At 71.6% G+C, this 25,747-nt stretch carries 19 protein-coding genes and 1 riboswitch; of the genes, 14 read left to right on the top strand and 5 right to left on the bottom strand.

Going from position 1 to position 25,747, the window contains the following annotated elements:
- Positions 1–16: 16 nt before the first annotated feature.
- Both AC59HU_RS13520 and AC59HU_RS13515 read right to left on the bottom strand, forming a co-directional pair.
- Complete coding sequence (locus AC59HU_RS13520; RefSeq protein ID WP_497223957.1) at positions 17–1,561, bottom strand: sensor histidine kinase; 1,545 nt, start codon at positions 1,559–1,561, stop codon at positions 17–19.
- Positions 1,558–2,571 carry a response regulator transcription factor gene (locus AC59HU_RS13515; protein ID WP_497223956.1) on the bottom strand — a complete coding sequence of 338 codons (1,014 nt, stop codon included), beginning with the start codon at positions 2,569–2,571 and terminating at the stop codon, positions 1,558–1,560. The genes AC59HU_RS13520 and AC59HU_RS13515 overlap by 4 nt, the downstream gene beginning before the upstream one ends.
- Before the next feature lie 95 nt (positions 2,572–2,666).
- On the opposite strand from AC59HU_RS13515, the gene AC59HU_RS13510 reads away from it, so the two are divergent.
- The gene (locus tag AC59HU_RS13510; RefSeq protein WP_497223955.1) at positions 2,667–4,409 is read left to right on the top strand and encodes a DUF2079 domain-containing protein; all 1,743 of its coding nucleotides are present in this window, start codon (positions 2,667–2,669) and stop codon (positions 4,407–4,409) included.
- A 200-nt stretch (positions 4,410–4,609) separates the two neighbouring features.
- On the opposite strand, the gene nagA is transcribed toward AC59HU_RS13510, so the two are convergent.
- A complete protein-coding gene (gene nagA / locus AC59HU_RS13505) occupies positions 4,610–5,794 on the bottom strand; it encodes an N-acetylglucosamine-6-phosphate deacetylase (protein ID WP_497223954.1) in 1,185 nt (394 codons plus the stop codon).
- Entirely contained in the window at positions 5,791–6,153 is a 363-nt protein-coding gene (locus AC59HU_RS13500; protein WP_497223953.1) for a YrdB family protein, read from the bottom strand. Before AC59HU_RS13500 ends, nagA begins: the two co-directional genes overlap by 4 nt.
- Before the next feature lie 108 nt (positions 6,154–6,261).
- On the opposite strand from AC59HU_RS13500, the gene AC59HU_RS13495 reads away from it, so the two are divergent.
- The 9 genes from AC59HU_RS13495 (at position 6,262) to AC59HU_RS13455 (ending at position 17,767) form a co-directional block, all read left to right on the top strand.
- Positions 6,262–7,491, top strand: a complete 1,230-nt coding sequence (locus AC59HU_RS13495) for an ROK family transcriptional regulator (protein WP_497223952.1) — start codon at positions 6,262–6,264, stop codon at positions 7,489–7,491.
- Between the two features lie 75 nt (positions 7,492–7,566).
- Positions 7,567–8,847 (top strand): extracellular solute-binding protein, encoded by a 1,281-nt coding sequence (locus tag AC59HU_RS13490; RefSeq protein WP_497223951.1) that lies wholly within the window; start codon positions 7,567–7,569, stop codon positions 8,845–8,847.
- A gap of 128 nt (positions 8,848–8,975) precedes the next feature.
- Complete coding sequence (locus tag AC59HU_RS13485; RefSeq protein ID WP_497223950.1) at positions 8,976–9,965, top strand: carbohydrate ABC transporter permease; 990 nt, start codon at positions 8,976–8,978, stop codon at positions 9,963–9,965.
- Positions 9,962–10,804: a carbohydrate ABC transporter permease gene (locus AC59HU_RS13480; RefSeq protein ID WP_497223949.1), complete on the top strand. Its 843-nt coding sequence runs from the start codon at positions 9,962–9,964 to the stop codon at positions 10,802–10,804. The genes AC59HU_RS13485 and AC59HU_RS13480 overlap by 4 nt, the downstream gene beginning before the upstream one ends.
- Entirely contained in the window at positions 10,801–12,366 is a 1,566-nt protein-coding gene (gene nagZ, locus AC59HU_RS13475) for a beta-N-acetylhexosaminidase (protein WP_497223948.1), read from the top strand. The genes AC59HU_RS13480 and nagZ overlap by 4 nt, the downstream gene beginning before the upstream one ends.
- Entirely contained in the window at positions 12,363–13,334 is a 972-nt protein-coding gene (locus AC59HU_RS13470) for an ROK family protein (protein WP_497223947.1), read from the top strand. The genes nagZ and AC59HU_RS13470 overlap by 4 nt, the downstream gene beginning before the upstream one ends.
- The gene (locus AC59HU_RS13465) at positions 13,322–14,110 is read left to right on the top strand and encodes a glucosamine-6-phosphate deaminase (protein WP_497223946.1); all 789 of its coding nucleotides are present in this window, start codon (positions 13,322–13,324) and stop codon (positions 14,108–14,110) included. The genes AC59HU_RS13470 and AC59HU_RS13465 overlap by 13 nt, the downstream gene beginning before the upstream one ends.
- A gap of 90 nt (positions 14,111–14,200) precedes the next feature.
- Positions 14,201–15,433 carry an alpha/beta hydrolase family protein gene (locus AC59HU_RS13460; protein WP_497223945.1) on the top strand — a complete coding sequence of 411 codons (1,233 nt, stop codon included), beginning with the start codon at positions 14,201–14,203 and terminating at the stop codon, positions 15,431–15,433.
- 186 nt (positions 15,434–15,619) lie between these two features.
- Positions 15,620–17,767, top strand: coding sequence for a cell wall-binding repeat-containing protein (locus AC59HU_RS13455; RefSeq protein ID WP_497223944.1), 2,148 nt, complete (start codon positions 15,620–15,622; stop codon positions 17,765–17,767).
- Between the two features lie 32 nt (positions 17,768–17,799).
- Here the strand turns inward: AC59HU_RS13455 and purU are convergent, their stop codons facing one another.
- The gene (purU, locus tag AC59HU_RS13450) at positions 17,800–18,657 is read right to left on the bottom strand and encodes a formyltetrahydrofolate deformylase (protein ID WP_497223943.1); all 858 of its coding nucleotides are present in this window, start codon (positions 18,655–18,657) and stop codon (positions 17,800–17,802) included.
- Between the two features lie 203 nt (positions 18,658–18,860).
- On the opposite strand from purU, the gene AC59HU_RS13445 reads away from it, so the two are divergent.
- The 4 genes from AC59HU_RS13445 to AC59HU_RS13430 form a co-directional block, all read left to right on the top strand.
- A complete protein-coding gene (locus AC59HU_RS13445) occupies positions 18,861–20,102 on the top strand; it encodes an MFS transporter (RefSeq protein WP_497223942.1) in 1,242 nt (413 codons plus the stop codon).
- A 32-nt stretch (positions 20,103–20,134) separates the two neighbouring features.
- Positions 20,135–20,216, top strand: a riboswitch (ZMP/ZTP riboswitch).
- Between the two features lie 44 nt (positions 20,217–20,260).
- Positions 20,261–21,544 (top strand): serine hydroxymethyltransferase, encoded by a 1,284-nt coding sequence (glyA, locus tag AC59HU_RS13440; RefSeq protein WP_497223941.1) that lies wholly within the window; start codon positions 20,261–20,263, stop codon positions 21,542–21,544.
- A complete protein-coding gene (locus AC59HU_RS13435; RefSeq protein WP_497223940.1) occupies positions 21,538–22,428 on the top strand; it encodes a bifunctional methylenetetrahydrofolate dehydrogenase/methenyltetrahydrofolate cyclohydrolase in 891 nt (296 codons plus the stop codon). Before glyA ends, AC59HU_RS13435 begins: the two co-directional genes overlap by 7 nt.
- A gap of 161 nt (positions 22,429–22,589) precedes the next feature.
- The coding region (locus tag AC59HU_RS13430; protein WP_497223939.1) for a cell wall-binding repeat-containing protein at positions 22,590–25,747 on the top strand (3,158 nt) is incomplete at its 3' end.

Here is a 25,747-nt window from a genome sequence, read left to right as displayed (position 1 = left end):
CAGGCTCGGCCCGGAGTCAGGCTCGGGGGAGGCGGACGCGGAAGGCGGTTCGGGATGCGGTCGACGTCGCGTCGACCGTGCCCCCGGCCGCGGTGACCAGTTCGCGCACCATCGCGAGGCCCAGTCCGCTGCCGCCTTCGTCGCGGGCGCGGGCCTCGTCGAGCCGCACGAAGGGGTCGAAGACGGCGGCCAGGCGGTCCGCGGGGATCACGGGGCCGTCGTTCGCGATCTCGATCAGGACGGTCGCCCTCTCCGCCGTCTCGTCGGCGACGGTGATCTGCACCGTAGTGTCGGCATGGCGGACGGCGTTCTCGAGGAGGTTGCGGAGGATGCGCCAGAGCGGCGACCGGTCGAGCTCGACGACGGCGGAGCCGACCTGGTCGGCGACGACACGGATGCCGGGGCGAGAGACGAGCAGGCCGGGGTCGGCCAGCAGCTCGGTCAGCACCGCGCCGACGTCGGTGATCGGGGCCGAGCCACTCGCGCGGCCGGCGGTCGAGAGCGCGAGCAGGTCGTCGGCCAGATGCTGCAACCGGAGCGCCTCGACGGTGACGTGAGCCAGGGCCTCGCCGGCGGGGAAGGCGTCCGGATGCGCCTGGGCGATCTCGAGGGCGGCGAGCAGCGAGGTGATCGGGCTCCGCAGCTCGTGCGCGGCGTCAGCGGTGAAGCGACGCTGGCGGAGGGCCGCCTCGTCGAGCCGGTCGAGCATCCCGTTGAGCGTGTCGGCCAGTGCTCGGAGCTCGTCGTGCGCTGCGGGGACCTCGACGCGGATCGCCGCGGGGGCGTCGGTGACCGAGGCGACGGTGCGGCGCATCCGTTCGACCGGGCGCAGGGCGCGGCGGGCAGCGAGGGCGGCGGTCGCCGTGACGAGGGCCACGACGAGCAGGACCCCGCCCCAGAGGAAGGGGTCGAGGGCGCCGACGACCTGGTCGGCGGCATCGGTGGTGGCGAAGACGTAGGCGCGCACGGGGCCCCGGCCGGCGGTGGTGGATTCGCCGGTGGCATAACCGTCGGTGGTGGAACCGGCGGTGGCGGAACCCTCGCTGGTGGAACCCTCGGTGGCGCTGAGGGCGACGAGGGTCCGGCCGGCCAGGGGGCCGCTCGTGAAGGTGGCCGTCCAGCGCTCGCCGACGATCCGTTCGCCGGTCCCCGCTCCGTCATCCGGCGCGGGAGCAGGCATCACGGGGGAGCGGGTACCGTCGGGTCTGCCGGATCCGTCGGACCCACCTGCTCGATCGGCCCCGTCGCCCTGTTCTGGCCCGCCGGCTTCGGCGGCCTCGAGCTCGGGTGACGCCGCCACGACCGAGCCGTCGGCGGCGACGACCTCGTAGGGCAGCGCGCCGAAGCGACCGCCGACGGGCTGCCCGTTCGCGACGGCTCCGACGATCTGGTCGGCCTGGGTCGCGGCAAGGTTCTCGGTCGCCGTGAGCTGGGCGGAGTAGAGCGCCGCGCGCACGAGCAGACCCGCCGCCACGAGCAGCACGAGGGTGAGGGCGCCGGCGGTCGCGGCGATCCGAGCGGCGATCGGCAGCCGCGCCACCCGCGACCCGATCCGCCTCACGGCAGCGCCTCGCGACCGCCGTCGTCGCGCGCATCCGGTGCCCGCTCGCCGCCGCCGCGCGGATCGTGAGCCCGGTCGGTGCGACCCCGACGATCGTCGTCGCCACGCGTATCCGTAGCGACGTCGTCGCGCGTGTGCGGATTCGTGTCGTGGTGCTTGCGGGCACGCGCATCCGGAGCGTGCTCGGCGTCGCGGCCACGTTCATCCGGGGTGCGGTCGTCGACGAGGCGGTAGCCGGCCCCGCGCACGGTGACGATCGAGCGGCGGCCGAAGGGCAGGTCGAGCTTGCGGCGGAGGCTGCTGACCCGCGCCTCGACGAGATTGACGTCGACGGGCTCGCCCGGCCAGGCCTCGAGCAGCAGGCGCTCCTTGCCGACGACCGTGCCGCCGGCCCGCGCGAGGGCCTCGAGGATGGCCCACTCGCGGCTGCCGACCTCGATCGTGAGGCCGGCTCGGCGCACCTGGCGGCGTCCGGGATCCAGCACCAGGTCGCCGATCGTGAGCACGCCGCCGCCTGACACGAGGACGCCGGCGACGCCTCCGACGCCCGCCCCGCCCGAACCGCCCGCCCCGCCCGGGCCGCCCGAACCGCCCGGGCTGCGCAAACCGCCCGCGCCGCCCGAACCGCCCGCGCCCGCACCCACCCCCGCCACCGGCCGCCGCAGCATCGAGCGCAGCCGCGCGACCAGCACCGGGTAGCTGAAGGGCTTCCGCAGGTAGTCGTCCGCACCGCTCTCGAGGGCTTCGACCTCGTCGAGGTCGCCGTCCTTGGCGGTCAGCACGAGGATCGGGGTGGTCAGCCCCTCGGATCGCAGGCGCGCGGTGACCGCGAATCCGCTCATCCCGGGCAGCATCAGGTCGAGCACCAGCGCCGAGTACACCCCGGTCGCGGCCATGAGGTACCCGGTGCGCCCGTCGTACACGGTGTCGACGGCGAACCCCTCGGCGGTGAGGCCCCGCGACAGCACGTCGGCGAAGCCGCGCTCGTCGTCGACGATCAGGATGCGCATGCGCCGAGTGTCGCACACCTCGCGCCCGCGCTTCCTGACGCCGCCGTCAGGGTGCGTCAGCCCGACGTCAGCACCTCGGGCCGACCATTGGCCCCATGTCGTACCGCACCCCGCCGCCCGCCCTCGGGGCGCCCGCCGGCGCCCCGGCCGCGGCACTGCACGCGGGCGCCCCGGCCCCGGCACCGTCCGTCGGCGCTCCGGCTCCGGCCCTTGCACTGCACGCCGGCGCCCCGGCCCCGGCCCCGCACTCCGTCGGTCTGGCCGACCTCATCGGTCAGCGGACCCCGAGCGACGGGGGCCCTCCTACGGCCTCCGGCGACCCCCGCCGGGGGCGCAGGCCGCAGCGCCGAGCCCGCCACCGTCACTCCGACGGAGCCGCCGCGCTCCCATGGGCCGCCGCCCTCGCCCTCGCCGTGCTGTTCTCGGCGCTGGCCCTCCAGCGGCACGCCCACCTGCTCACCACGGGCTACGACCTCGGCATCTTCGAGCAGGAGGTGCGCTCCTACGCCGCCGGCCACCTCCCCACCTCCCTGCTCAAGGGCATCGACTACCCCCTTCTCGGCGACCACTTCTCGCCGATCGTCTCGCTGCTCGCGCCGTTCTACCTCGTGCATCCGGGCCCCGAGACCCTCCTCGTCGGGCAGGCCGTGCTGCTCTGCCTCGGAGTCGTGCCGCTGGCCGGCTGGGCCGCCCGCCGCCTCGGGCTCGTCGCGGCGATGATCGTCGCCACCGTCTACGGGCTCGCCGGCGGACTCGCCCACGCCGCCGCCTTCGACTTCCACGAGATCGCCTTCGCGGTGACGCTGCTGGCCTTCTCTCTCACCGCCCTCGGCCGTGGCCGGCTCCGCACCGCCGCACTCTGGGCGGCCCCGCTGGTGCTCGTCAAAGAAGACCTCGGACTCACCGTCGCCGCCATCGGCCTGCTCATCGCCGCCCGGGCCTGGCGAACGGATGCACGGGGTCGCGTCCTCGGAATCGCCACGGCCGCGTTCGGTGCCGCCGCCACCGCGATCGAGACGATGATCGTCATCCCCGCCGTCAACCCGGCGGGAGGCAACAGCTACACCGGACAGCTCACCCCCGCCTCGGCGGCCCACCAGCTCGCGACCCTGCTCACCGACGACACCCGCACCGGCACGATCGTGGCCCTGCTGCTCCCCACCGCGTTCGTCGCGCTGCGGTCGCCGCTCGTGCTCGCCGCGCTCCCGACCCTCGCCTGGCGGTTCCTGTCGGACAACCCGAACTACTGGGGCACCTCGTTCCACTACGACGCGGTGCTCGTGCCGATCGTGACGGCGGCCTTCATCGACGGGCTGATCCGGCTCCGACGGAGCGAGCATCCGTCGGAAGCCGCCGACCCCGCAACCCTCCGTCCCTCCCGCGGGTCATGGAGCCCGCACCCCACCCGCGCCGCTCTGGCCCTGACCGCCCCCGCCCGAACCGCCCCCACCCGCTTCGGCCTCGCCCTGGTCGCGAGCCTCGCCCTCACCATCGCGCTGCTGCCGGCCTCGCCGCTGGCCGCCCTGGTGTCGCCGGCGTTCTGGGCGCCGTCACCGCACGCCGAGGCGGCCCGGCGCATCCTCGACCGCATCCCGAACGGCAGCACGGTCGCCGCCTCGAACTCGCTGGCCCCGCAGCTGACGGCTCGGGCGGAGGTGAGCCTCCTCGGCATCCTGCCGCTCGACGCCACCCGCCCCGACTTCGTGGTCGCCGACACCTCGATCGCCCAGCAGTACCCCGTGGGCGGAGCGGCGCTCGCCGACCTCGTCGCCGAGGCCGAGCGCTCGGGCTACCGCCTGCTCGACACCACCGACGGCATCGTGCTGCTCGAGCGCTGACCGCCCCCGCCCGGCCCGCCCCCGACTGTCATCGAACCCCGGGCCGCCCACGCCCGGCCCGCCCCCGACTGTCATCGAACCCCGGGCCGCCCACGCCCGGCCCGCCCCCGACTGTCGTCGACCCGTCACTTGTTGCCGCTAAGACCGCCCGATAGCGACAAGAACTGACGGGTCGGCGACAGTCGGGGTGTGCGGGCGCACTACGCGCCCTCGACCACCCGCGCCCCCGCCGCGAACACCGCCTGCACCGCATACCCCTCGTCGAGCACCACGAGGTCGGCGAGGTGCCCGCGCCGCAGGTACCCGAGCTCGTGCGAACGCCCCAGCACCCGCGCCGGAGCCGCCGTCAGCGCCGCCACGGCCTCCGGCGCACCGACCCCGGCGGCCATCGCCCCGCGCAGCGCCGCCTCCTGCGTCAGCGTCGACCCCGCGATCGTGCCGTCGGGCAGCGTCGCGCGCCCCTCGGTGACCGTCACGTCGCGCGTCCCCAGCCGGTACGCGCCATCGGCCGAGCCAGCCGCCGCCATCGCGTCGGTCACCAGCACCACCCGGCCCGGCGCGCTCCGGAACGCCAGCTCGATCATCGACGGGTGCACGTGCACGCCGTCCGCGATCAGTTCGAGCGCGATCCGCTCGTCGTCGAGCGCCGCCATCACCGGCCCCGGGTCGCGATGGTGGATGCCGCGCATCGCGTTGAAGGCGTGCGTCAGCAGACGCGCCCCGCGGTCGAAGGCGGCGCGGGTCTGCTCGAGGTCGGTATCCGTGTGCCCGACCGCCACGATCGAGCCGGCCGCGGTGAACGCGCCGATCGCGTCGAGCGCGCCCGGCAGCTCGGGGGCGAGGGTCACCTGAGTGAGCCGCCCCCGGGCCGCAGCGATCAGGGAGGCGACGGTCTCGGGACGGGGATCGATCAGCGCGGAGGGATCGTGCGCCCCGCGCCGCGACGGAGCCAGGAACGGCCCCTCGAGGTGGGCGCCGAGCACCAGCGGGTCGGCCTCGGCGAGCGAGGCGATGAGCGCGAGGCTCTCGGTCAGCGCCGGCAGCGGGGCGGCGACGAGCGAGATCGCCGAACGGGTGGTGCCGTGCGCGCGGTGGAAGGCCAGCGCGGTGCGGATGCCCTCGGCCCCCTCGTCGAACGAGCCGCCCCCGCCGCCGTGCACGTGCAGGTCGATGAAGCCGGGGGTGAGGAAGGCGCCTTCGACGTCGAAGACCTCGAGCCCGCCGCCGCCCAGCATGCTGATCTCGGCCGCCAGGCTCCGCCACGACTCCCCGGTGCCGGTCTCGGCGATCCGATCTCCCGCGACGAGGATCCAGAAGTCGTCGACGACCCCGTCGGCGTCGAGCTTCGTAGCGCCGTGCAGGAGGAGCGAGGCGTGCCTGGTCACCGCAGTTCCTTGCGCCCGGCGATCACGCCGGTGACCACCGCGACCACGCCGAAGACCAGCGCGACGATCGGCTGACCGAGCATCAGCCAGGCCAGGGCGGCCGAGCCCATGATCACGATCTCGACGAGCGCCTTGCCGAAGGCGTCGATGTGGAAGACGGCCCGGGGCGAGCGGAACAACGCCCACACCACGATCGCGAAGACGGGGGCCAGGATGCCGAACGCGAAGTTCCACGGGAACGGCCAGGCCACGAAGCCCCAGAAGGCGAAGGTGAAGAAGGCGAACAGCTCCACGACGAGACGGAGCACGTCGTTGACGCCGAACTTCTGGCTGCGGGTTTCTTCGGTGGTATCGGACACCCTGCAATGGTAGATCCTCCGGACGGCCGTGTTACGGGTTTGTAAAGAGTGCGCACGAATCCGTGAGACCTCTTGATCCGAGTATGTTCGTACGCTTTACTAACAAACATGACTGCAGCGGAAGTGCAGCGAAGCCCTTCCCCCACCGACTCGGTCGCACCGACGACGGTTCAGGGCTTCGCACACGGAAAAGCCCCGGCCGGAGGCCGAACGGGTACCCCGCGACGGGCGCTCCGGCCCTCGTCGAAGGTGCTGCCCGAGCACGCCCGCAGCCACAACCGCTCGCTGGTGCTCCAGACGCTCTACCGCGAGGGATCGCGCAGCCGCGCCGACATCGCCCGCGAGACCGGCCTCACCCGGGTGACCGTCTCGGCCCTGGTCGCCGAGCTGATGGCCGACGGGCTCGTCGTCGAGCTCGGCCAGCGCGAGGACTCCCGGCCCGGCAAGCCCGCCACCCTGCTCGACCTCGACCGCTCGGCCTTCGTGATCGTGGGCCTCGACCTCTCCGAGCACTCGACCTTCTCGGGCGCTCTCCTCGACCTCGACGGCACGATCAGCGCCCGGGCCGAGGTCGAGCTGGCCGGCAGCACGGGCGATGAGGCCGTCGAGAAGGTCGTCGCCCTCGCCCGCTCCCTCGTCGACCAGGCCCAGGCCCCGGTGCTCGGCATCGGAGTGGGCTCGCCCGGCGTCGTCGACCTGGCCGGCGTCGTGCTCTCGGCCCCGAACCTCGGCTGGAACGGGATGCCGTTGCAGAGCATCCTCGCCACCCAGTTCGGTCTGCCGGTCGTCGTCGCCAACGACGCGAACGCCGCCGTGCTCGCCGAGCACGGTTTCGGCGGCGCCGCCGGCGACGCGATGCTGATCACGATCGGCCACGGTGTCGGCGCCGGCCTGCTGCTCGGCGGCACGCCGCTGTTCGGCAGCCGCTTCGCCGCGGGAGAGATCGGCCATGTCGTCGTGGGCACCGACGGCGGGGCGGTCTGCGCCTGCGGCAAGCGCGGGTGCCTCGAGACCTGGCTCAGCATCCCGAACCTGATGAAGCGGCTCGACGAGCTGCCGGATGCCGACCGCGAGCGGGTGCTCACCGAGGCGGGGGAGCGGTTGGGCATCGCCCTCGCACCCGTCGTCGGCGCGCTCGACCTCAGCGAGGTCATCCTGAGCGGCCCCACCGATCTGCTCGACGGACCACTGGCCGCGGCCACCGTCGAGACACTGCGCGCGCGCACGATGGCCGAGTTCCACGGCGATCTGACGCTGCGGATGACCACGCTCGGGCAGGACATCGTCCTGCGCGGCGCGGCCGTCATGGTCCTGTCCGGACAACTCGGGGTCTCGTAGCGGCCACGCCGCGGATCCTCGCACCGAGAGGCCAGTGCCCAGCTGGCATCCATCGCCCTAGGAAAGGTACGAACAATGAGAAGGAAAGCACTCGCGGTCACCGCCCTCGGCATCGTGTCCGCGCTCGCGCTCGCCGGCTGTGCCGGCGGCTCGTCCGGCGGCGACTCCGGAGGCAGCGGCGAGACCGCCGCGCTGCGGGTCTGGCTGAACGGCACCGACACCCCGGATGCTGCGCGCGAGTACCTGAAGACGACGTTCGAGAAGGAGCACCCCGGTTCGACGCTGACGATCGAGGAGCAGGCCTGGACCGGGCTCGTCGACAAGCTGACGACGAACCTCTCCGGCTCGGACAGCCCCGACGTCGTGGAGGTGGGCAACACGCAGGCCGCGGCCTTCACCTCGGCCGGTGCGTTCGCCGACCTGAGCGGCATCCAGCAGGAGCTCGGCGGCGACGACCTGCTCCCCGGCTTCGTGGAGGCCGGCTCCTACGACGGCAAGCTCTACGCCGCTCCCTACTACTCCGGCGCCCGCCTGGTGTTCTACAAGAAGGACCTGCTGGCGAACGCCGGGCTGACCGTGCCCACCACGCTCGACCAGTACGTCTCGAACGGGGTGGCGCTCGCGAAGGCGAACCCCGGCGTCTCGGGCATCTACTTCCCCGGCCAGGACTGGTACAACGCCCTGCCCTACATCTGGGAGAACGGCGGCGAGATCGCGACGGAGGACGGCGGGAAGTGGACCTCCACCTTCTCCAGCCCCGAGTCGATCGCCGGCCTGAAGCAGGTGCAGGAGGTGATGACCCAGGCCTCGGTCGCCGCCAAGGACGGCAACGAGACCGACCCGCAGGTGCCCTTCTGCGAGGGTGTCGTGGCGAACCTCTCGGCGCCGAGCTGGGTGAAGGGCTCGATCCTCGCCCCCGCCGACTCGGCCGCGCCCGGCTGCCCCGATCAGGAGGCCAACCTCGGCGTCTACGCCCTGCCGGGCAAGGACGGCGGAGCGGCGCACGTGTTCGCGGGCGGCTCGAACATCGCCGTCTCGGCGAACTCGGCCCATCCGGACCTCGCGACCGACGCCCTGAAGATCATGCTGAGCGACGAGTACCAGACGATCCTCGGCGAGAACGGCCTCGTGCCGGCGAAGATCTCGCTCGCCTCGACCCTCGGCACGGACGACGTGGCGAAGGCGATCGCGGAGGCCGCGGCCAACGCGAAGCTGACCCCCGCCTCGCCCAAGTGGGCCGATGTCGAGGCCTCCGGAGCGCTGCAGGACTTCTTCGTCGGCATCGCCCAGGGCGGTGACGTCGAGCAGCTCGCGACGGCGCTGGATCAGAAGATCGACGGCATCCTCAACTCGTAGGAGGGCCGTTCACCTGACGGTGGCCGGTGCGCCGCGCGCGAACACGGCCATCGGCCACCGTCAGCCCAGATGCCCATCGCCCTAGGAAGGTGAGAGGCACACCGCAATCGTAGTGGGAGTACCAAGACATGACCTCGTCCGTCCTGCTGGTCAGGGAACACGAGTCCGGAGGCGTGCAAGAGCTGCCGCTCGGGCCGGGATCGAAGAAGAAGAGGGGCGGATCGCGGGCGAAGGCCGGGCGCTTCACACCGTTGGTGCTGCTCGTACCGGCCTGCCTCATCCTGATCGCGGTGATCGGCTGGCCGCTGGTGCAGCTGTTCGTGATGTCGTTCCAGGAGTTCGGCCGGGCCCAGGTCTTCGGGGCCCCCGCGCCGTTCATCGGCTTCGACAACTACACCCGCGTGCTCGGCGACCCGCAGTTCTGGGCCGTGCTCGGCCGGAGCCTGCTGTTCTGCCTGGCCAACGTGATCACGGCGATGGTGCTCGGCACGCTCGTGGCCCTGCTGATGAACCGGGTGAACCGCTTCTTCAAGGTGCTCGTCTCGGTCGGCCTGCTGCTCGCCTGGGCGATGCCGGCGCTCACCGCCACGATCGTCTGGGGCTGGATGTTCGACACCCAGTACGGCGTCGTCAACTACCTGATGGAGGCGGTCTCGGGGCAGGACTTCTCGAACCACTCCTGGCTGATCGACCCGTTCAGCTTCTTCGTCGTCGCGACGATCATCGTGACCTGGGGTGCCGTGCCCTTCGTGGCCTTCACGATCTACGCCGGGCTCACCCAGGTGCCCGAGGAGGTGCTGGAGGCGGCCCAGCTCGACGGTGCCGGCGCGTTCCAGCGCTTCCGGCTCGTGGTGTTCCCGTACCTGCGCTCGATCTTCGTGGTCGTGATCATCCTGCAGGTGATCTGGGATCTGCGGGTCTTCACCCAGATCTTCGCGCTGCAGGGCATCGGCGGCATCAAGGAGCAGACCTCGACCCTCGGCGTGTACATCTACCAGACCTCGATCGGCGGCGGGAACTACGGCACGGGCGGGGCGATCGCGGTGATCATGGTCATCCTGATGGTCGCGATCTCGATCTTCTACGTGCGCCGCAGCCTCAAGGAGGAGGAGCAGTGACCCGCAAGCACCTGACCGCCGTGCTGCTCGGCGTCGCATCCGTCATCGTCTTCCTGTTCTCGGTCTTCCCCGTCTACTGGATGGTCAACACCTCGCTGCAGCCCAACAACGAGATCCGCGGCAGCGTGCCGAACTTCGTGCCGCAGTCGCTGACCACCGCCAACTACGAGACCGTGCTGTTCGAGCCCGCCCGGGCGCAGTTCCTCCCGGCGCTCGGCAACTCGCTGATGGTGACCGTCTCGACGGTCGTGATCGCCCTGGTCTTCGCCTTCCTCGCCTCGCTCGCGGTCACCCGCTACCGGTTCAAGAGCCGCAAGACCTTCATCTTCGCGATCCTGATCATCCAGATGATCCCCGCCGAGGCGATGATCGTCTCGACCTACCGGGTGCTCGACGGCTGGGGGCTGCTCAACACGATCGCCGGACTCACGCTCGTCTATGTGGCGACGGTTCTGCCCTTCACGATCTGGACCCTGCGCGGCTTCGTCAACGGGGTGCCGGTCGAGCTCGAGGAGGCCGCGATGATCGACGGCTGCAGCCGCAGCGGCGCCTTCTGGCGCATCACCTTCCCGCTGCTCGCCCCCGGCCTCGTCGCCACCGGGGTGTTCGGCTTCATCCAGGCCTGGAACGAGTTCCTGCTCGCCCTGGTCGTCAACTCGCGGCCGGAGATGATGACGCTGCCGGTGTGGCTGCGCACCTTCCAGGTGGCGACCGGCACCACGAACTGGGCCGCCATCATGGCCGGCTCGACCCTGATGGCGATCCCGGTGATCGTGTTCTTCCTGCTGGTGCAGGGGCGGATGACCTCGGGTCTCGTGAGCGGCGCGGTGAAGGGATGAGCGCCGTGATCGACGCGGGGCTGAAACGCCGCATCCTCGGCACCCTGCTCCCGGGCTTCGCGGGGGCGACCCTGCCCGGCTGGGTCGAGCGGATGCTCGGAGAGGGTCTCGCCGGCGTCTGCCTGTTCGGCGAGAACATCGTCTCGCGGCAGCAGCTGCGGGAGCTCACGACCGCGATCCGCACCGCGAATCCGGAGGCACTGATCGCGATCGACGAGGAGGGCGGCGACGTCACCCGTCTCTACTACGACCGCGGGGCGCCCTTCCCGGGCAACGCCGTGCTGGGTCGCCTCGACGACCTCGACGCGACCCGCGCGGTGGCGGCCTCGGTCGGCGCCGAACTCCGCGCGGCCGGCGTCGACCTCGACTTCGCGCCGGACGTCGACGTCAACTCCGACCCGCGCAACCCGGTGATCGGCATCCGGAGCTTCGGCAGCGACCCCGAGCGGGTGGCCCGGCACGCCGCCGCGTGGGTGCGCGGCCTGCAGGACCAGGGGGTCGCGGCCAGCATCAAGCACTTCCCCGGCCACGGCGACACGGCGCAGGACTCGCACCTGTCGCTGCCGACCGTCGACGTTCCGCTCGAGACGCTGCGGGAGCGGGAGCTCGTGCCCTTCGCGGCTGCCGTGGCCGCGGGCGCGCTGACCGTGATGACCAGCCAAATCCTGCTGCCGCAGGTCGACGCCGAGAACCCGGCCACCTTCTCGCGGAGGATCCTCAACGACCTGCTGCGCGGGGAACTCGGGTTCACGGGGGCGGTCGTGAGCGACGCCCTCGACATGGTCGGGGCCAGCGGCGAGATCGGCATCCCGGCCGCCGCGGTGCGCGCGCTCGCCGCGGGCTGCGATCTGCTCTGCATCGGCACCCGCAACACCGCGGGGCAGCTCGACGAGATCGTCGCCCGGATCGCCGAAGCCCTCGGTTCCGGGGAGCTCGACGGGGAGCGGCTGCTCGAGGCGGAGGGGCGGAAGGGTGCGCTGGTCGCGGCCATCGCCCAGGCCTCTCCGCCGGACGCGGAGGCGGCCGTTGCCACGCCGACCGTTGCCACGCCCCCCGCCGCCACGCTCGCCGCCGCCACGCCCGCCGCCGCCACGCCCGCCGTCGTCACACCCCCCGTCGTCACGCCCGATCGCATCGCCGACACCTTCGCGGTCTCGGAGGAGGCGGCGGATGCCCTGACGGGCCCCGGCTGGGTGATCGTGCGCGTCGACACCGTGGCTAACATCGCCGTCGGCGAGGTGCCGTGGGGGCCGTTCGATGCACTCCGCGGCTCCGCGGCCGAGCTCCCCGTGCATCCGGTCACCGAGCACGACTGGCGCGACCGGATCGGGGACATTCCCGCGACGGCATACGTCCTGGTGGTCGGGAAGGACAATGAGCGGCGGCCCGAGGTGGTCGCTCTCGTCGACGCCCTCCGCGCCCGGCATCCGCGGGTCGTCACGGCCGACCTCGGCTGGCCCGGGGAGGATCCCGCCTACGCCGGGATCGCGACCTACGGAGCCTCGGCACTGGTCGGCGAAGCGTTCGCCGCTGAGCTCGAACGACGAGGAGTGCGCGCATGAGACTCGGACTCGACATCGGCGGCACGAAGACGGATGCGGTCGCCGTCGACGTGAGCGGAGCGGTGGTCGACCGCATCCGGCTCGCGACCGGCTTCGGAGCCGAGGCCGTGATCCGCACCGCCCTGGAGGGCGTGGACCGGATCGCCGCCGCCGTGGGCCTCGCGCCGACCGAGGTCGAGACGATCGGCATCGGGATCCCGGGCCAGGTCGACGTCGTGACGGGCAGCGTCTCGCACGCGGTCAACCTCGGTTTCGACGAGCTCGAGGTCGGCGGGCTGCTGGCCCGGGCTCTCGGCCGCGAGGTCAAGGTCGAGAACGACGTCAAGGCCGCCGCGCTCGGGGCGTACCACTTGATGACCTCGGGTCTCCCGGCAGGCGCCCCGCGCTCGATGGCCTACCTCAACCTCGGCACGGGGCTGGCCGCCGGTCTGGTGATCGACGGCGCCCTCTGGCGGGGAGCGCGGGGCGCGGCCGGCGAGATCGGGCACATCCCGGTCGACCCGGGCGGTGTGCTCTGCGCCTGCGGGCAGCGCGGCTGTCTCGAGACCGTGGCCTCCGGGTCGGCGATCGCCCGCCAGTGGGCCACCGACGACCCGATCCCGGCGCGCTCGCTGCTCGCCGCGGCCGACGCCGGCGACGAGCGGGCCGTGGCCATCCGCTCGCTGCTGGTCGACAACGTCGCCGCGGCGGTGCGGGTGCTTGTGCTGACCGTCGACGTCGAGACCGTGATGATCGGTGGAGGTCTCAGCAACCTCGGGGCCTGGCTCCTCGACGAGGTGGCGCGGGTTCTGGCATCCTGGGCGCGGGAGTCGCCGTTCCTGGCCTCCCTGGAGCTCGACTCGCGGGTGCAGCTCGTGCCGGCCGGCTTCCCGGCCGCCGCGGTGGGCGCCGCCCTGGTCGGAGCCCCCACGGCTCGTCGTGCCGGAGCGCACGCCGGAGAGGAGAGAGTGGCCACGTGGCAGAAGTGATCGTCGTCGGCGGCCGGAAGGCGGCCGGAGCACTGGTCGCCGAGGCGATCGAGCGGCTCGTCGGCACGCGACCGGATGCAGTGCTCGGCCTGGCCACGGGCGACACGCCCCTGCCGGTGTACCGTGCACTCGCGGAACGCGTCCGGGCGGGCCTGGATCTCTCCGCGGTCCGCGGCTTCGCCCTGGACGAGTACGTGGGTCTGCCGGTCTCCCACCCGCAGAGCTACCACGCGGTGATCGAGCGCGAGGTCGTGACCCCGCTCCGGCTCACCGCATCCGGCATCCACGTGCCGGACGGCCGCCCGCTCGGCATCGAGACCGCGGGCGAGCGCTACGAAGACGCGATCCGGGCCTCGGGCGGGGTCGCGCTGCAGCTGCTGGGCATCGGCACCGACGGTCACATCGGCTTCAACGAGCCGGGCTCCTCGTTCGCCTCGCTCACCCGGGTGAAGACGCTCACCCGGCAGACCCGGGAGGACAACGCCCGGTTCTTCGACTCGATCGACGAGGTGCCCGTGCACAGCATCACCCAGGGCCTCGGCACCATCCTGCGCGCCGAGCGTCTGGTGCTGCTGGCCTTCGGCGCGGGCAAGGCGCAGGCGGTGGCGGCGGCCGTCGAGGGGCCGCTCACGGCGAGCGTGCCGGCCTCGGCCATCCAGCTGCACCCCCGGGCGACCGTGATCGTCGACGAGGATGCGGCGAGCCGGCTGACCGAGCTGGAGTACTACCGCGACGCGTTCGCGCAGAAGCCGATCTGGGACCCCGTCATACTCTGAGAACACGCATCCACCGGGATGCATCGGGTGCCCCGGGGATGCACCGTGATGGCCCGGGGCGCCTGGGCCGCTGTGAAAGGAAGGCCCGTCGTGTCGAAGCCCATCAGCCCTTTCTCCGCGGGATTCTCGGAGAATCCCGATCACGACTACGAGATCCGCACCGTGCTCGGTGCGGCCCGGGCCGGCGCGGCCGACGTGGGGGAGGTTCTGGAAGCCGTCGACGGGGTCGGGAAGAACGACCACGACGGGTGGTTCGCCGCCTGGGACGCGCTCGGCGACCGGGTGGCCGCCCAGAGCGCCGCCGCTGCGGCGGGCGGACACCGGGTGAGCGCCGCCGCCGCGGCACTGCGGGCCTCGCACTACTACGGGGTCGCCGTCAACGCCGTCTCGGGACTCGCCTCGAGCGACCGGCTGCTGCCGACCTTCCGCAAGCAGCAGGCGGCGTGGGCCGCGTTCCTGGCGAGCACGGAGGTCTCGGTCGAGACCTTCGAGATCCCCTACGGCGAATCCACCCTGCCCGGTCACTTGTTCCGCCCCGCGGGCGACGCGCTCGCCGCGGCCGTGCTCCGGCCGACGGTCGTCGCCGTCAACGGCAGCGACGGCTCGCTCGCGGCGCTCTGGGCCTCCTTCGTGGCCGACGGCCTGGCGCGCGGCTACAACGTCCTCGTCTTCGACGGCCCGGGTCAGCAGGCGATGCTCTTCGAGCGCGGCACCGTGTTTCGCCCCGACTTCGAGGCCGTGCTCACGCCGGTGCTCGACTTCCTGCTGCTGCAGCCGGGGGTGGATGCGCGGCGGGTCGCGGTCTACGGCATCAGCCAGGCGGGTTACTGGGTGCCCAGGGCACTCGCGTTCGAGCACCGGTTCGCGGCCGCGATCGTCGACCCCGGCGTGGTCGACGTCTCGACCTCGTGGACGGGGCACCTGCCGAAGAGCCTCACCCGGCTGCTGGATGCGGGGGAGAACGGGAAGTTCGACCGGGACATGGCCATCGGGCTGAAGCTCGCGCCGTCGACCGCGCGGACCTGGACCTTCCGCGCCCGCCCCTACGGCACGACGGGCTACGCGGAGACGATCGAGGCGGTCCGTGCCTACACCGTCGCCGAGGTCGCCGGCTCGATCACGACGCCGCTGCTGATCACCTCACCGGAGGACGAGCAGTTCTGGCCCGGCCAGTCCGCCCGGCTCGCGGCCCTCACGCCCGGTGTCTCGACCCTCGTCCCCTTCACCCGCGCCGAGGGCGCGAACCTCCACTGCCAGCCGCTCGCCCGCGCGCTCACCGCCGAGCGCCTCTACGACTGGCTCGACGCCCACCTCGCCCGCTGATCCTCGCCGTCGCTTTCTAGCCGTTGGTGGTTCGTGAGTAGAAATTGCTCACGGTGGTGAGGGCCCTTTTGGCGGCAGTGTGATCAGGTGTCCGCATCTGTTCTCCGCCGCTCGCGATCCGGAGTGTTCCTCGCGCTTGTTGCCCTCGTCGGATCGCTCGTCGCAGCGATACCGGTACCGGGAGCCGTGGCAGCCGGATTCGAACCAGGCCAGGAGTCGCGCTTCAGCCTGCCCGACCCCGGCTCGAAGCCGACCGGAATCGTGTCGGGCGCCGACGGGGCCCTCTGGGTCGCGGAGTCGAACGGCCATGCCATCGTCCGTATGCAGACCGACGGCACGACCACGCGGTACGCGATCCCCTCGGGTGCGAACCCGACCGATCTCGCGGCGGGCGCGGACGGCACGATCTGGTGGGTCGCCGCTGTCGACAACAGCTACGGGCGTATCACGCCCCAGGGTGCGCTCGAAGAGTGGGAACCGCCGGTCGCGTCGCACCCTGCCGCGGTAGCTGTCGCGAGCGACGGGTCGGGCTGGTTTATCAAGCCGGGAGCGTTCTACAAGCTCGATGCCATGCGTTCGTCCGCCAACCCGACAGGATTCCAGGGGCTGATCGAGATCGGCCACGGGGTGTCGTCTCCGACGAGCATCGAGGCGATCGGCGGGAAGATCTGGGTATCTGACTCTGCCGCGAACCTGATCGTCGTGTTCAGCGAGACCGGTGTCTACGAGAGATCGATCAGCATCCCCAGCCCCAGCGCCATGACCGCCGGAGACGGTGGCGTCTACGTGGTTTCGGCGAGCAGCGGGATCATCAAGGTCAACTTGGATGGCACGCCGGCCTTCAACGAGTGGCAGGACCCCGGGTTCCCCCTGATCAGCGATGTCGTCGTGCCGGCCCCGGGCGAACAGTGGTTCTCCGAACTGCGGGGTCGTCAGGTCACCGTCCGCTCGCAGGTGCCGGGCATCCCGGAGACGGTGGGTCTGCCCGACGCGGGGGGCCCGAGCGACCTCACGGTGGGCCCGGACGGCGCGATCTGGTACACCGCTCAAGACACCGCAGAGGTCGTCCGCATTGCTCGCGACTACGAGGCGCCCGGCGCCGGATTCCCGAACCCCCAGCAGGCACCGCACCTCTTCGCCTACGTCGGCGAGCCCCTGGGTCCGGTCGTCGAGAACGACCGCGGAAGCGGCATCGTGAGGACCGTGATCTCCGGCACGCTCCCGTCGGGCGTCGTCGCGGACCCCTCCCACCCCGACACCCTCGTCGGAATCCCAACTGCGCGGGGATCGTCGGACTACGTGGTGACGTCAAAGAACACCTACTACGGGGGCGTCGAGGCGACCATCGAGCGCCACCGCACCCTCTTCGTCCGGGACAGGCCGAACGTCACCCGAATCGGCGGTGCCGACCGATACGAGTCGGCCGTGAATGCGTCGAAGAGCAGTTTCACGGGCGGCGCGCCCAAGGTCTACCTGGCGAGTGGCGAGACGTTCGCCGACGCGCTGAGCGCGGGAGCCGTGGCGATCGCCTCGAACGCGCCTCTGCTCCTGACCACGCGCATGGCGCTGCCTCCCGCGACCGCGGGAGAACTGGCGCGACTGAAGCCGAGCAAGGTGATCGTCATCGGCGGGCCGGCAACCATCTCCGACGGTGTGATCGACCAGGTCTCCGCGATTTCGGCTCCCGGCACGAACGTGACCCGTGTCGGGGGAGCCGATCGCTACGACGTGTCGTTGAAGCTCGCTCAGGCCACGGACTCCGGGCCCTCGATCTATCTCGCCTCCGGTCTGAACTATCCCGACGCCCTTGCCGCCTCCCCAGTGGCGGGCGCTGCGAACCGCAGCGTCCTCCTGGTCAATGGCGCACTCGACCGGCTCCCGGACGCCACGATGGCCTTCCTCCTCGCCCGGCCCTTCACCTCGGTTCGTCTCGCAGGTGGATCGGCCTCGGTGTCGGAGGGAATCCGAATGCAGGTCGAGGCTGCCGGGATACCGGTCACCAGACTGGGTGGGGCTGACCGTTACGAGACGGCCACGCTTATCAACCGCGACGTCATCCAACAACCCGGGATCCAATCGCGAACGAAGAGTAACCCGGTCACTTTGACGACACGAAGCACCATCTACCTGGCCAGCGGTGAGAACTATCCCGACGCGCTGGCCGGGGGAGTCTCCGCGGGTCTGAGCGGCGCGCCCCTCTACGTCACCCCCAAGTCGTGCGTGCCACGGCCGGTGCTGCTCGACATCGGCTCGAGTCAGGCCACGAAAGTCGTGGTGCTGGGAGGGCCGAACACGCTGGCTGTGCCAGTCGAGTCACTCACGGTCTGTCCCTAGCGCCCGCAGGACAGCCGCGCACAGCTGGCGGGCTAGCGGAAGATGATGGTGCGGGCTCCGTCGAGGAGCACGCGGTCCTCCGCGAACCACTTCACCGCCTGCGTGAGCGTGCGGCTCTCCTCGTCCTGCCCGATCGCGACCAGCTCGGCCGTCGTGCGGGTGTGGTCGACCCGCACCACGTTCTGCTCGATGATCGGGCCCTCGTCGAGGTCGCTGGTCACGAAGTGCGCCGTCGCGCCGATCAGCTTCACGCCGCGGGCGTGCGCCTGCTTGTAGGGGTTCGCGCCCTTGAACCCCGGCAGGAACGAGTGGTGGATGTTGATCAGCCGGCCCGCGAGCCGCTCGCAGAGCTCGGGCGAGATGATCTGCATGTACCGGGCCAGCACCACCAGCTCGATGTCGTAGGTGTCGACCGCCTCGATCACGCGCTCCTCGAACGCGGCCTTGGACGCCGCATCCGTCACCGGCAGCGACTCGAAGGGCACGTCGTAGAAGCCGGCCAGATCGCGCAGCACGCCGTGGTTGCTGAGCACCAGCGGCACCTCGACCGGCAGCTGGCCGTTGCGCTGGCGGAACAGCAGGTCGTTGAGGCAGTGCGCAGCCGTCGAGACGAGCACGAGGGTGCGCAGCGGGCGGCCGACCACGTCAAGCCGCCAGGTCATCCCGTACCGCTCGACCACCGGCGCGAGGGCCTCCTCGAAGCTCTCGCGGGAGGCCTCGGACTCGACCTGGAGCCGCATGAAGAACCGGCCGGTGTCGGCCGAGGAGAACTGCTGGCTCTCGGTGATGTTGCCGCCCGAGGTGACGACCGCGCCGCTGACCGCGTGCACGATCCCCGGCAGGTCGGGGCAGACGAAGGTGAGCACCCAGTGGTTGTGCGGCAGTGACATGGCGAATCTCCTCTTGCCGGGGCAATCCCCTCAGCTACAATAGTCAGTGGTCGCACGGTCATCGTTCGGCCACGGGCATGTACGAAGTCGTCACCGGCCGCGCAGCTTTCCTCCGTCGGCCCGTGCTTCAGGTCGTCAGGAACGGCACTCGAGCCTCCTCTGTCCGCCGAATTTCGAGATGTCTTCGAATGGTGCGCACTGCTGTGACCACAACCTCCTTCCCTCAGACCGGCACGACGCCGGTCGACCGACCCTTCCCCTGGGGCGGCCTGTCCGTCCTGGCCGTCTCCGTGTTCCTCTCGGTCACCGCCGAGATGATCCCGACCGGCTTGCTGCCGGAGATGAGCTCCTCGCTCCGCGTCTCCGAGTCGCAGACGGGTCTCCTGATCAGCTTCTTCGCCTTCGCGGTGGTGCTGACCAGCGTTCCGCTCACCTTCCTGTTCCGCCGCGTGCCCCGGCACGCGCTGCTGATGCTCGTGCTCGTCGCGATCGCGGCCTCGAGCATCGCGGGCGGTCTGGCCCCGAGCTTCGAGTTCCTCGTCGTCGTGCGCATCATCGGCGGCATGGCCCACGGGGTGTTCTGGGGCGTCGTCGGCGCCTACTCGGCCCACCTCGTGCCCAAGGAGCAGATCGGCCGCGCCGTGGCCATGACGACCGGAGGCGGCACCCTCGCCTTCGTGCTCGGCGTGCCGCTCGCGACCACGGTCGGCCACGCCTTCGGCTGGCGGGTGCCGTTCCTCGGCATCGGCGTGCTCGCCGTGCTCGGCGCCGTGCTCATCTGGCTGCTGCTGCCGCGGGTCGACCATCGCAAGCACCTCGACGTGTCGACCGACACCGCCTCGATCCGTGCGGCGCGACGCCGCGGCCCGCTCGACCAGACGATCCCCGTGGTCGCCCTGATCTGCATCCTGGTCGCCGTCGTCATGATCGGCAACTACTCCTTCTACACCTACATCGCGCCGTTCATGATCGGCGAGATGGGGGTCCCCGAGGGCCAGGTCGGTCTGCTCCTGCTGGTCTACGGCATCGCCGGCGCGATCGGTGTGCTGACGGCCGGCGCGGTGTTCGGGCGACGGCCCACCACCGGTCTCGTGGTAGCGCTCGCCGCCACCGGCGCCTCGGTGCTGCTGCTGGCGCTGTTCGCGGCTCAGCCCGTCGTGGCGATCGGCGCCTTCTTCGTCTGGGGGATCGCATTCGGCGTCATCCCGACCCTGCTCCCGACGCGGCTGATGCACGCGGCCTCACCGGCGATCCGGGATTCGGCCAGCGCGTTCTACTCCACCGCCTTCAACGCCGGCATCGGCCTGGGCGCGCTCGTCGGCGGCTTCTTCCTCGACGCCTTCGGGCTCGGCTCGCTGCCGTGGATCTACCTGATCGCCCTCGCACTCGGCCTGGGGCTCCTCGCCGTCACGCCGGCGCTCACCCGCCGGGCGCAGCGCGGCTGACCCTCGCGTGTCCGAACCCTCCTGAGGTAGGCTCTGGATGTCGCAACTGGCGTTCAGATGGTCACCATCGGGAAGCGACGGACAGGGATTCGGCCGCGCGCCTGGGTCGATACGGATCCCGACACCCTTGAGTCCGTCACGCCGAAAAGGAGCCCGCCATGTCCGACAACCTCGACACCTTCACTGCGCCCCTCAGTGAGGTCGATCCCGAGATCGCGGAGGTGCTGCAGCTCGAGCTCGGCCGCCAGCGCGGCACGCTCGAGATGATCGCCTCCGAGAACTTCGTCCCCCGGGCGGTCCTGGAGTCGCAGGGCTCCGTGCTCACCAACAAGTACGCCGAGGGCTACCCCGGCCGCCGCTACTACGGCGGCTGCGAGTACGTCGACATCGCCGAAGAGCTGGCGATCGCCCGCGCGAAGTCGCTGTTCGGCGCTGAGTACGCCAACGTGCAGCCGCACTCCGGTGCCACCGCGAACGCGGCGGTGCTCAGCGCCATCGCGACGCCCGGCGACACGATCCTCGGTCTCGAGCTGGCCCACGGCGGCCACCTCACCCACGGCATGAAGCTCAACTTCTCGGGCAAGCTCTACAACGCCGTGTCCTACGGCGTCGACCCCGAGACCTTCCTGGTCGACATGGACGTGGTGCGCGACAAGGCGCTCGAGCACAAGCCGCAGGTGATCATCGCCGGCTGGTCGGCCTACCCCCGCCACCTCGACTTCGCCGCCTTCCGCGCGATCGCCGACGAGGTCGGCGCGAAGCTCTGGGTCGACATGGCCCACTTCGCCGGTCTCGTGGCCGCGGGCGTGCATCCCTCGCCCGTGCCCTTCGCCGACGTGGTCTCCTCCACAGTGCACAAGACGATCGGCGGCCCGCGCTCGGGCTTCATCATCAGCCGCGACACCGAGCTCGCCAAGAAGCTCAACTCGAACGTCTTCCCCGGCCAGCAGGGCGGCCCGCTGATGCACGTGATCGCCGCCAAGGCCACCGCGTTCAAGCTCGCCGCGACCCCGGAGTTCCGCGACCGGCAGGAGCGCACGCTCTCCGGCGCGCGGCTGCTCGCCGACCGGCTGACGGCCCAGGACAGCCGGCGTGCCGGCGTCGACGTGCTGACCGGGGGCACGGACGTGCACCTCGTGCTCGCCGACCTGCGCACCAGCGAGCTCGACGGCAAGCAGGCCGAAGACATCCTGCACGAGGTCGGCATCACCGTGAACCGCAACTCGGTTCCCTTCGACCCCCGCCCGCCGATGGTCACCTCGGGGCTCCGCATCGGCACCCCGGCCCTGGCCACCCGCGGTTTCGGCGACACCGAGTTCACCGAGGTCGCCGACATCATCGCGACCGCGCTGCAGCCGGCGCCCGACGTCGAGGCGCTCCGCGCGCGCGTGCTCACGCTCACCGACGGCTTCCCGCTCTACCCGGGGCTCGAGAAGTGGTAGCCGTCAGGCTCGACGGCGTCGCCACGGCCGCCGCGATCAAGTCCGAGATCGCCGAGCGGGTGGCTGCGCTGCGCGCCCGCGGCATCGTCCCCGGCCTCGGCACCCTGCTCGTCGGGGAGGACCCGGGATCCATCTCGTACGTCGCCGGCAAGCACCGCGACTGCGCCGAGGTGGGCATCGAATCGGTGCGCGTCGACCTGCCGGCCACCGCCAGCGAGGCCGACGTGCGCGAGGCCATCGCGTTCTTGAACGCCGACTCCTCGGTCACGGGCTACATCGTGCAGCTGCCGCTGCCGAAGGGCATCGACGAGAACGCCATGCTCGAGCTGATCGACCCGGCCAAAGACAGCGACGGCCTGCACCCGACCAACCTCGGGCGCCTGGTGCTCGGTGTCGAGGGCGAGCTCGACTCCCCGCTGCCGTGCACGCCGGCCGGCATCGTCGAGATGCTCACCCGCTACGGCGTCGAGCTGAGCGGCAAGCACGTGGTCGTCGTCGGCCGTGGTCTCACGGTCGGTCGCCCGCTGGGCCTCCTCCTCACCCGCAAGGGCGTGGATGCGACGGTCACCCTGACGCACTCGCGTACGACCGACCTGGCCGCCGAGGTGCGGCGGGCGGATGTGGTGGTCGCCGCGGTGGGCGTGCCTGGTCTGATCAAGGCCGACTGGGTGAAGCCGGGTGCGGCGGTGCTCGACGTGGGCATCACGCGGGTGGTCGACACGGAGACCGGCAAGGCGCGCCTGGTCGGCGACGTCGATCCCGGGGTCGCCGAGGTGGCGGCCTTCCTGTCACCGGTTCCCGGAGGCGTGGGGCCGATGACCAGGGCGATGCTGGTGAAGAACGTGGTCGACGAGGCGGAGCGGCGCGCGAGCGCAGTTGTGTAACAACTTTGTTTCCCCGGTTTCGCTTCGATTAAATCGACAGCCGGAGAATTGATCCCTCGATAGGTTCGGAGTCACCCACCGTCGGGCACGTACCGGAGTGTGGGGCTCCTTCACGGGTGCCAGGCGGCGGGACATCCGAATCCCTATCGCTGAGGAGCACTGTGTCCCCCTCCTTCCGACCATGGCGACGGCTCGCGCTCGCGACCGCCCTCTGTCTCGCCGCCACACCCGTCCTAGCGACGACGCCCGCCTTCGCCGCCCCCGCGGTGACCCAGGACGTCGTCGTCACCCAGGGCTCCGACTGGAGCGTCGTGCCCGTGCCGGGCGGCTACCAGGTCACCAAGACCCTCGCCGAGCCGATCGAGCTGCGCGGAGCCGCGCCGACGCTGTGGGCCGACGGGGTCGAGCTCGGCATCGCCCAGGAATCCCTGGACGGACTGACCCTGACCGTCACGACCTCCGACCCGGCCGCCGCCTCCGCCACCTCGGTGCTCCAGGGCTGGGACGGCGAGGGCGACCCGGCCTCCCCGGTCGACGCCGGAGCCGCCTCGGGCGCCGGAACCGGTGAGGGCGCCGGTTCGGCGCAGACCCTCGCCGCCCCCGTGCTCGCCGACGACCCCGCCACCCACGGCCAGTACGCGGTCGAGCGGGCCGACTACGACCTCGGGGACGAGGCCGAGGACATCCGCGGCTTCGGCCGCAAGGGCGAGATGCGCGCCGCCGTGTTCATGCCGGTCGGCGCGACGGGCGAACGCCCGGTCGTGATGTTCCTGCACGGCCGGCACACCTCCTGCTCGGGCGGAACCCGCAACCCCGCCTCCTGGCCCTGCAACCCCGACCAGGTCGACATCGACAGCTACCTCGGCTACAACGCCTCGGCCGAGGCGCTCGCCAGCCAGGGCTACGCCGTCGTGTCGATCTCGGCCAACGCGATCAACGCGCTGGACGGCACGCTCTCCGACGACAACGGCGCGGTCGCCCGCGGCCAGCTCGTGCTCGACCACCTGCAGGTGCTCAAGGAGGCCGATGCCGGCACCGCTCCCGCGGGTGTCAGCGCCGCGCTCAAGGGCCGCCTCGACCTCGGTCACGTCGGACTCATGGGCCACTCGCGCGGCGGTGACGGCGTCGTGCGCGCCGCCCTGCTGAACGCCGAGCTGCCCGAGCCCTTCGGCATCGAGTCGGTGCTGCCGCTCGCGCCGACCGACTTCGGCCGGATGACGTTGCCGGACGTGCCGATGGCCGTCATCCTGCCCTACTGCGACGGCGACGTGTCGAACCTCCAGGGTCAGCACTTCTTCGACGACTCGCGCCACGCCTACGGCGACGACGTGCTCCGCTCGTCGCTCCTGGTGATGGGCACCGACCACAACTTCTTCAACACCTCGTGGACGCCGAGCAAGTACCCCTACTCGACCTCGGACGACTGGGCCGCGCAGGACCGCACGCAGACCAACCCGGTCTGCGGCTACGGCACCGCGCCGACCCGACTCACCGACGACGAGCAGTACGCCGTGGGAACCGCCTACATCTCGGGCTTCTTCCGCCTCACCATGGGCGGCGAGAACCAGTTCCTGCCGATGTTCGACGGCTCCGACGCGAAGCCGGTCTCCGCCGGCCGCGCCGACATCCGCGTGTCCGCCTCCCTCCCCGCGTCGCTCCGCAGCGACATCAACAACTTCGACACCGTGGACTCCACCGTCCGCGTGCTCGGGGCGGGGACGTACGCCTACTGCGAGAGCCTGGCCAACCGACCGGTCCCCGGCACCCTCGCACCCTGTGCGACCACGGCGCTGGCGACCTCGCAGGTGCCCGACTTCACCCCGGCGAACTTCGCCCAGTCGGTGCCCGCGACCCCGTCGCTGCACTTCACGTACACCGCGCCGGCGAGCCCGACGGCTGCGGCCGGTCAGCTGCGCGTGCCCACGAAGGAGGGCGCGAAGGACTTCACCGCGTTCGAGAAGCTGTCCTTCCGCGTCACGCCCGACGAGACCGTCGTGGGGTCGACCGACCTCACGGTGACCCTCGTCGACTCCAAGGGCGGGGTGGCCGCGGTCCCCGCGTCCTCGTTCGGCGACGCCCTGACGGTTCTGCCAGGAACGGCGACCCCGCTGCGCAAGATGCTGCTGCAGCAGATCGCCGTCCCGCTGACCGCCTTCACCGGCGTCGACCTGACCGACGTGCAGGAGGTGCGGTTCACCGCTCCCCGTGCCGCCGGGGGCGTGCTGCTCTCCGACCTCTCGGTGATCAAGCCGGCCACCATCGGCACGGCGAAGATCTCGACCCGCCCGACCCTGTCCATCCCGGACGTGAACATCGAGGAGGGTAACGGCGTCGGAAGCGTCGACGTGCCGATCGTGCTCTCGCGGGTGCAGGACGTCCCCACCACCGCGTACTTCAGCGCGGTCGGGACGGCCGACGGCAAGGTCGACCTCGCGATGCAGAAGCTCACCTTCCAGCCGGGCCAGCGCTGCATCGCGGTGTCGGTCCCGACCAACGGCGACACGGCGACCAGCGCGGCGACCACGGCGAACTTCCGTGCCACCGTCTCGAACACGCAGGAGGGCTCGACCATCGGGGACTCCTTCGCCTACGTCAAGGTCCGTGAGGACGACGGCGTCGTGGTCGGCGGCCAGCCCGTGCCGCTCGCTCCGGCGGTCGGTGTGCAGGGCGACGCCTGCGCCGAGGCGCTCGCCGCCCCGGGCACGCTCGGTCTCTCGGCCGGCACCGTCAACCCGGGCGACATCGTCACGGTCACCGGCACCGGCTTCCGGGTCGGCGAGTCGGTCTCCCTCACCCTGGGCGGCGCTCCGGCGACGTCCCCGGTGATCAGCACCGACGGCTCCGTGTCCTTCACGGTCACGATCCCCGAGGACGCCGCTTTCGGCCCGGTCGCGCTCAGCGCGGTCGGTGCGGGATCGGCGCTGACCCAGACGGCCGAACTGACCATCGCCATCCCCGTCGACCGCATCGCGGGCGCCGACCGCTACGCGGCCTCCGTGGCCGCGTCCAAGGCTGGCTTCCCCGGCGGCGCCGGCACGGTGTTCATCGCCTCGGGGGAGTCGTTCCCCGACGCGCTGTCGGCGGCCCCGGCGGCGACCGCGGCCGGCGCGCCGATCCTGCTCACGCAGGCCGGCTCGATCCCGGCCGGTGTGATCGGCGAGGTCGGGCGTCTCGACCCGAAGTCGATCGTGATCGTCGGTGGCGACAGCACGGTCAGCCCGGCCGTGGAGTCCGCGCTCGAGGAGATCGCTCCGGTGACGCGTCTGCAGGGTGCTGACCGGTACGCGACGTCCCGGGCGATCGCGGAGGCGACGTTCGG

The organism is Herbiconiux sp. 320_LB, assembly GCF_059691755.1.
Note: the sequence above shows the minus strand (reverse complement) of the source record. Positions and strands in the feature narration are given on the sequence as shown.

Excerpts from the sequence above, each read along its gene's own strand:
- AC59HU_RS13495 (WP_497223952.1), top strand. The coding sequence starts at position 6,262 with ATGACTGCAGCGGAAGTGCAGCGAAGCCCTTCCCCCACCGACTCGGTC.
- AC59HU_RS13510 (WP_497223955.1), top strand. The coding sequence starts at position 2,667 with ATGTCGTACCGCACCCCGCCGCCCGCCCTCGGGGCGCCCGCCGGCGCC.
- AC59HU_RS13515 (WP_497223956.1), bottom strand. The coding sequence starts at position 2,571 with ATGCGCATCCTGATCGTCGACGACGAGCGCGGCTTCGCCGACGTGCTG.
- nagZ (WP_497223948.1), top strand. The coding sequence starts at position 10,801 with ATGAGCGCCGTGATCGACGCGGGGCTGAAACGCCGCATCCTCGGCACC.
- purU (WP_497223943.1), bottom strand. The coding sequence starts at position 18,657 with ATGTCACTGCCGCACAACCACTGGGTGCTCACCTTCGTCTGCCCCGAC.
- AC59HU_RS13470 (WP_497223947.1), top strand. The coding sequence starts at position 12,363 with ATGAGACTCGGACTCGACATCGGCGGCACGAAGACGGATGCGGTCGCC.
- AC59HU_RS13485 (WP_497223950.1), top strand. The coding sequence starts at position 8,976 with ATGACCTCGTCCGTCCTGCTGGTCAGGGAACACGAGTCCGGAGGCGTG.
- AC59HU_RS13490 (WP_497223951.1), top strand. The coding sequence starts at position 7,567 with ATGAGAAGGAAAGCACTCGCGGTCACCGCCCTCGGCATCGTGTCCGCG.
- glyA (WP_497223941.1), top strand. The coding sequence starts at position 20,261 with ATGTCCGACAACCTCGACACCTTCACTGCGCCCCTCAGTGAGGTCGAT.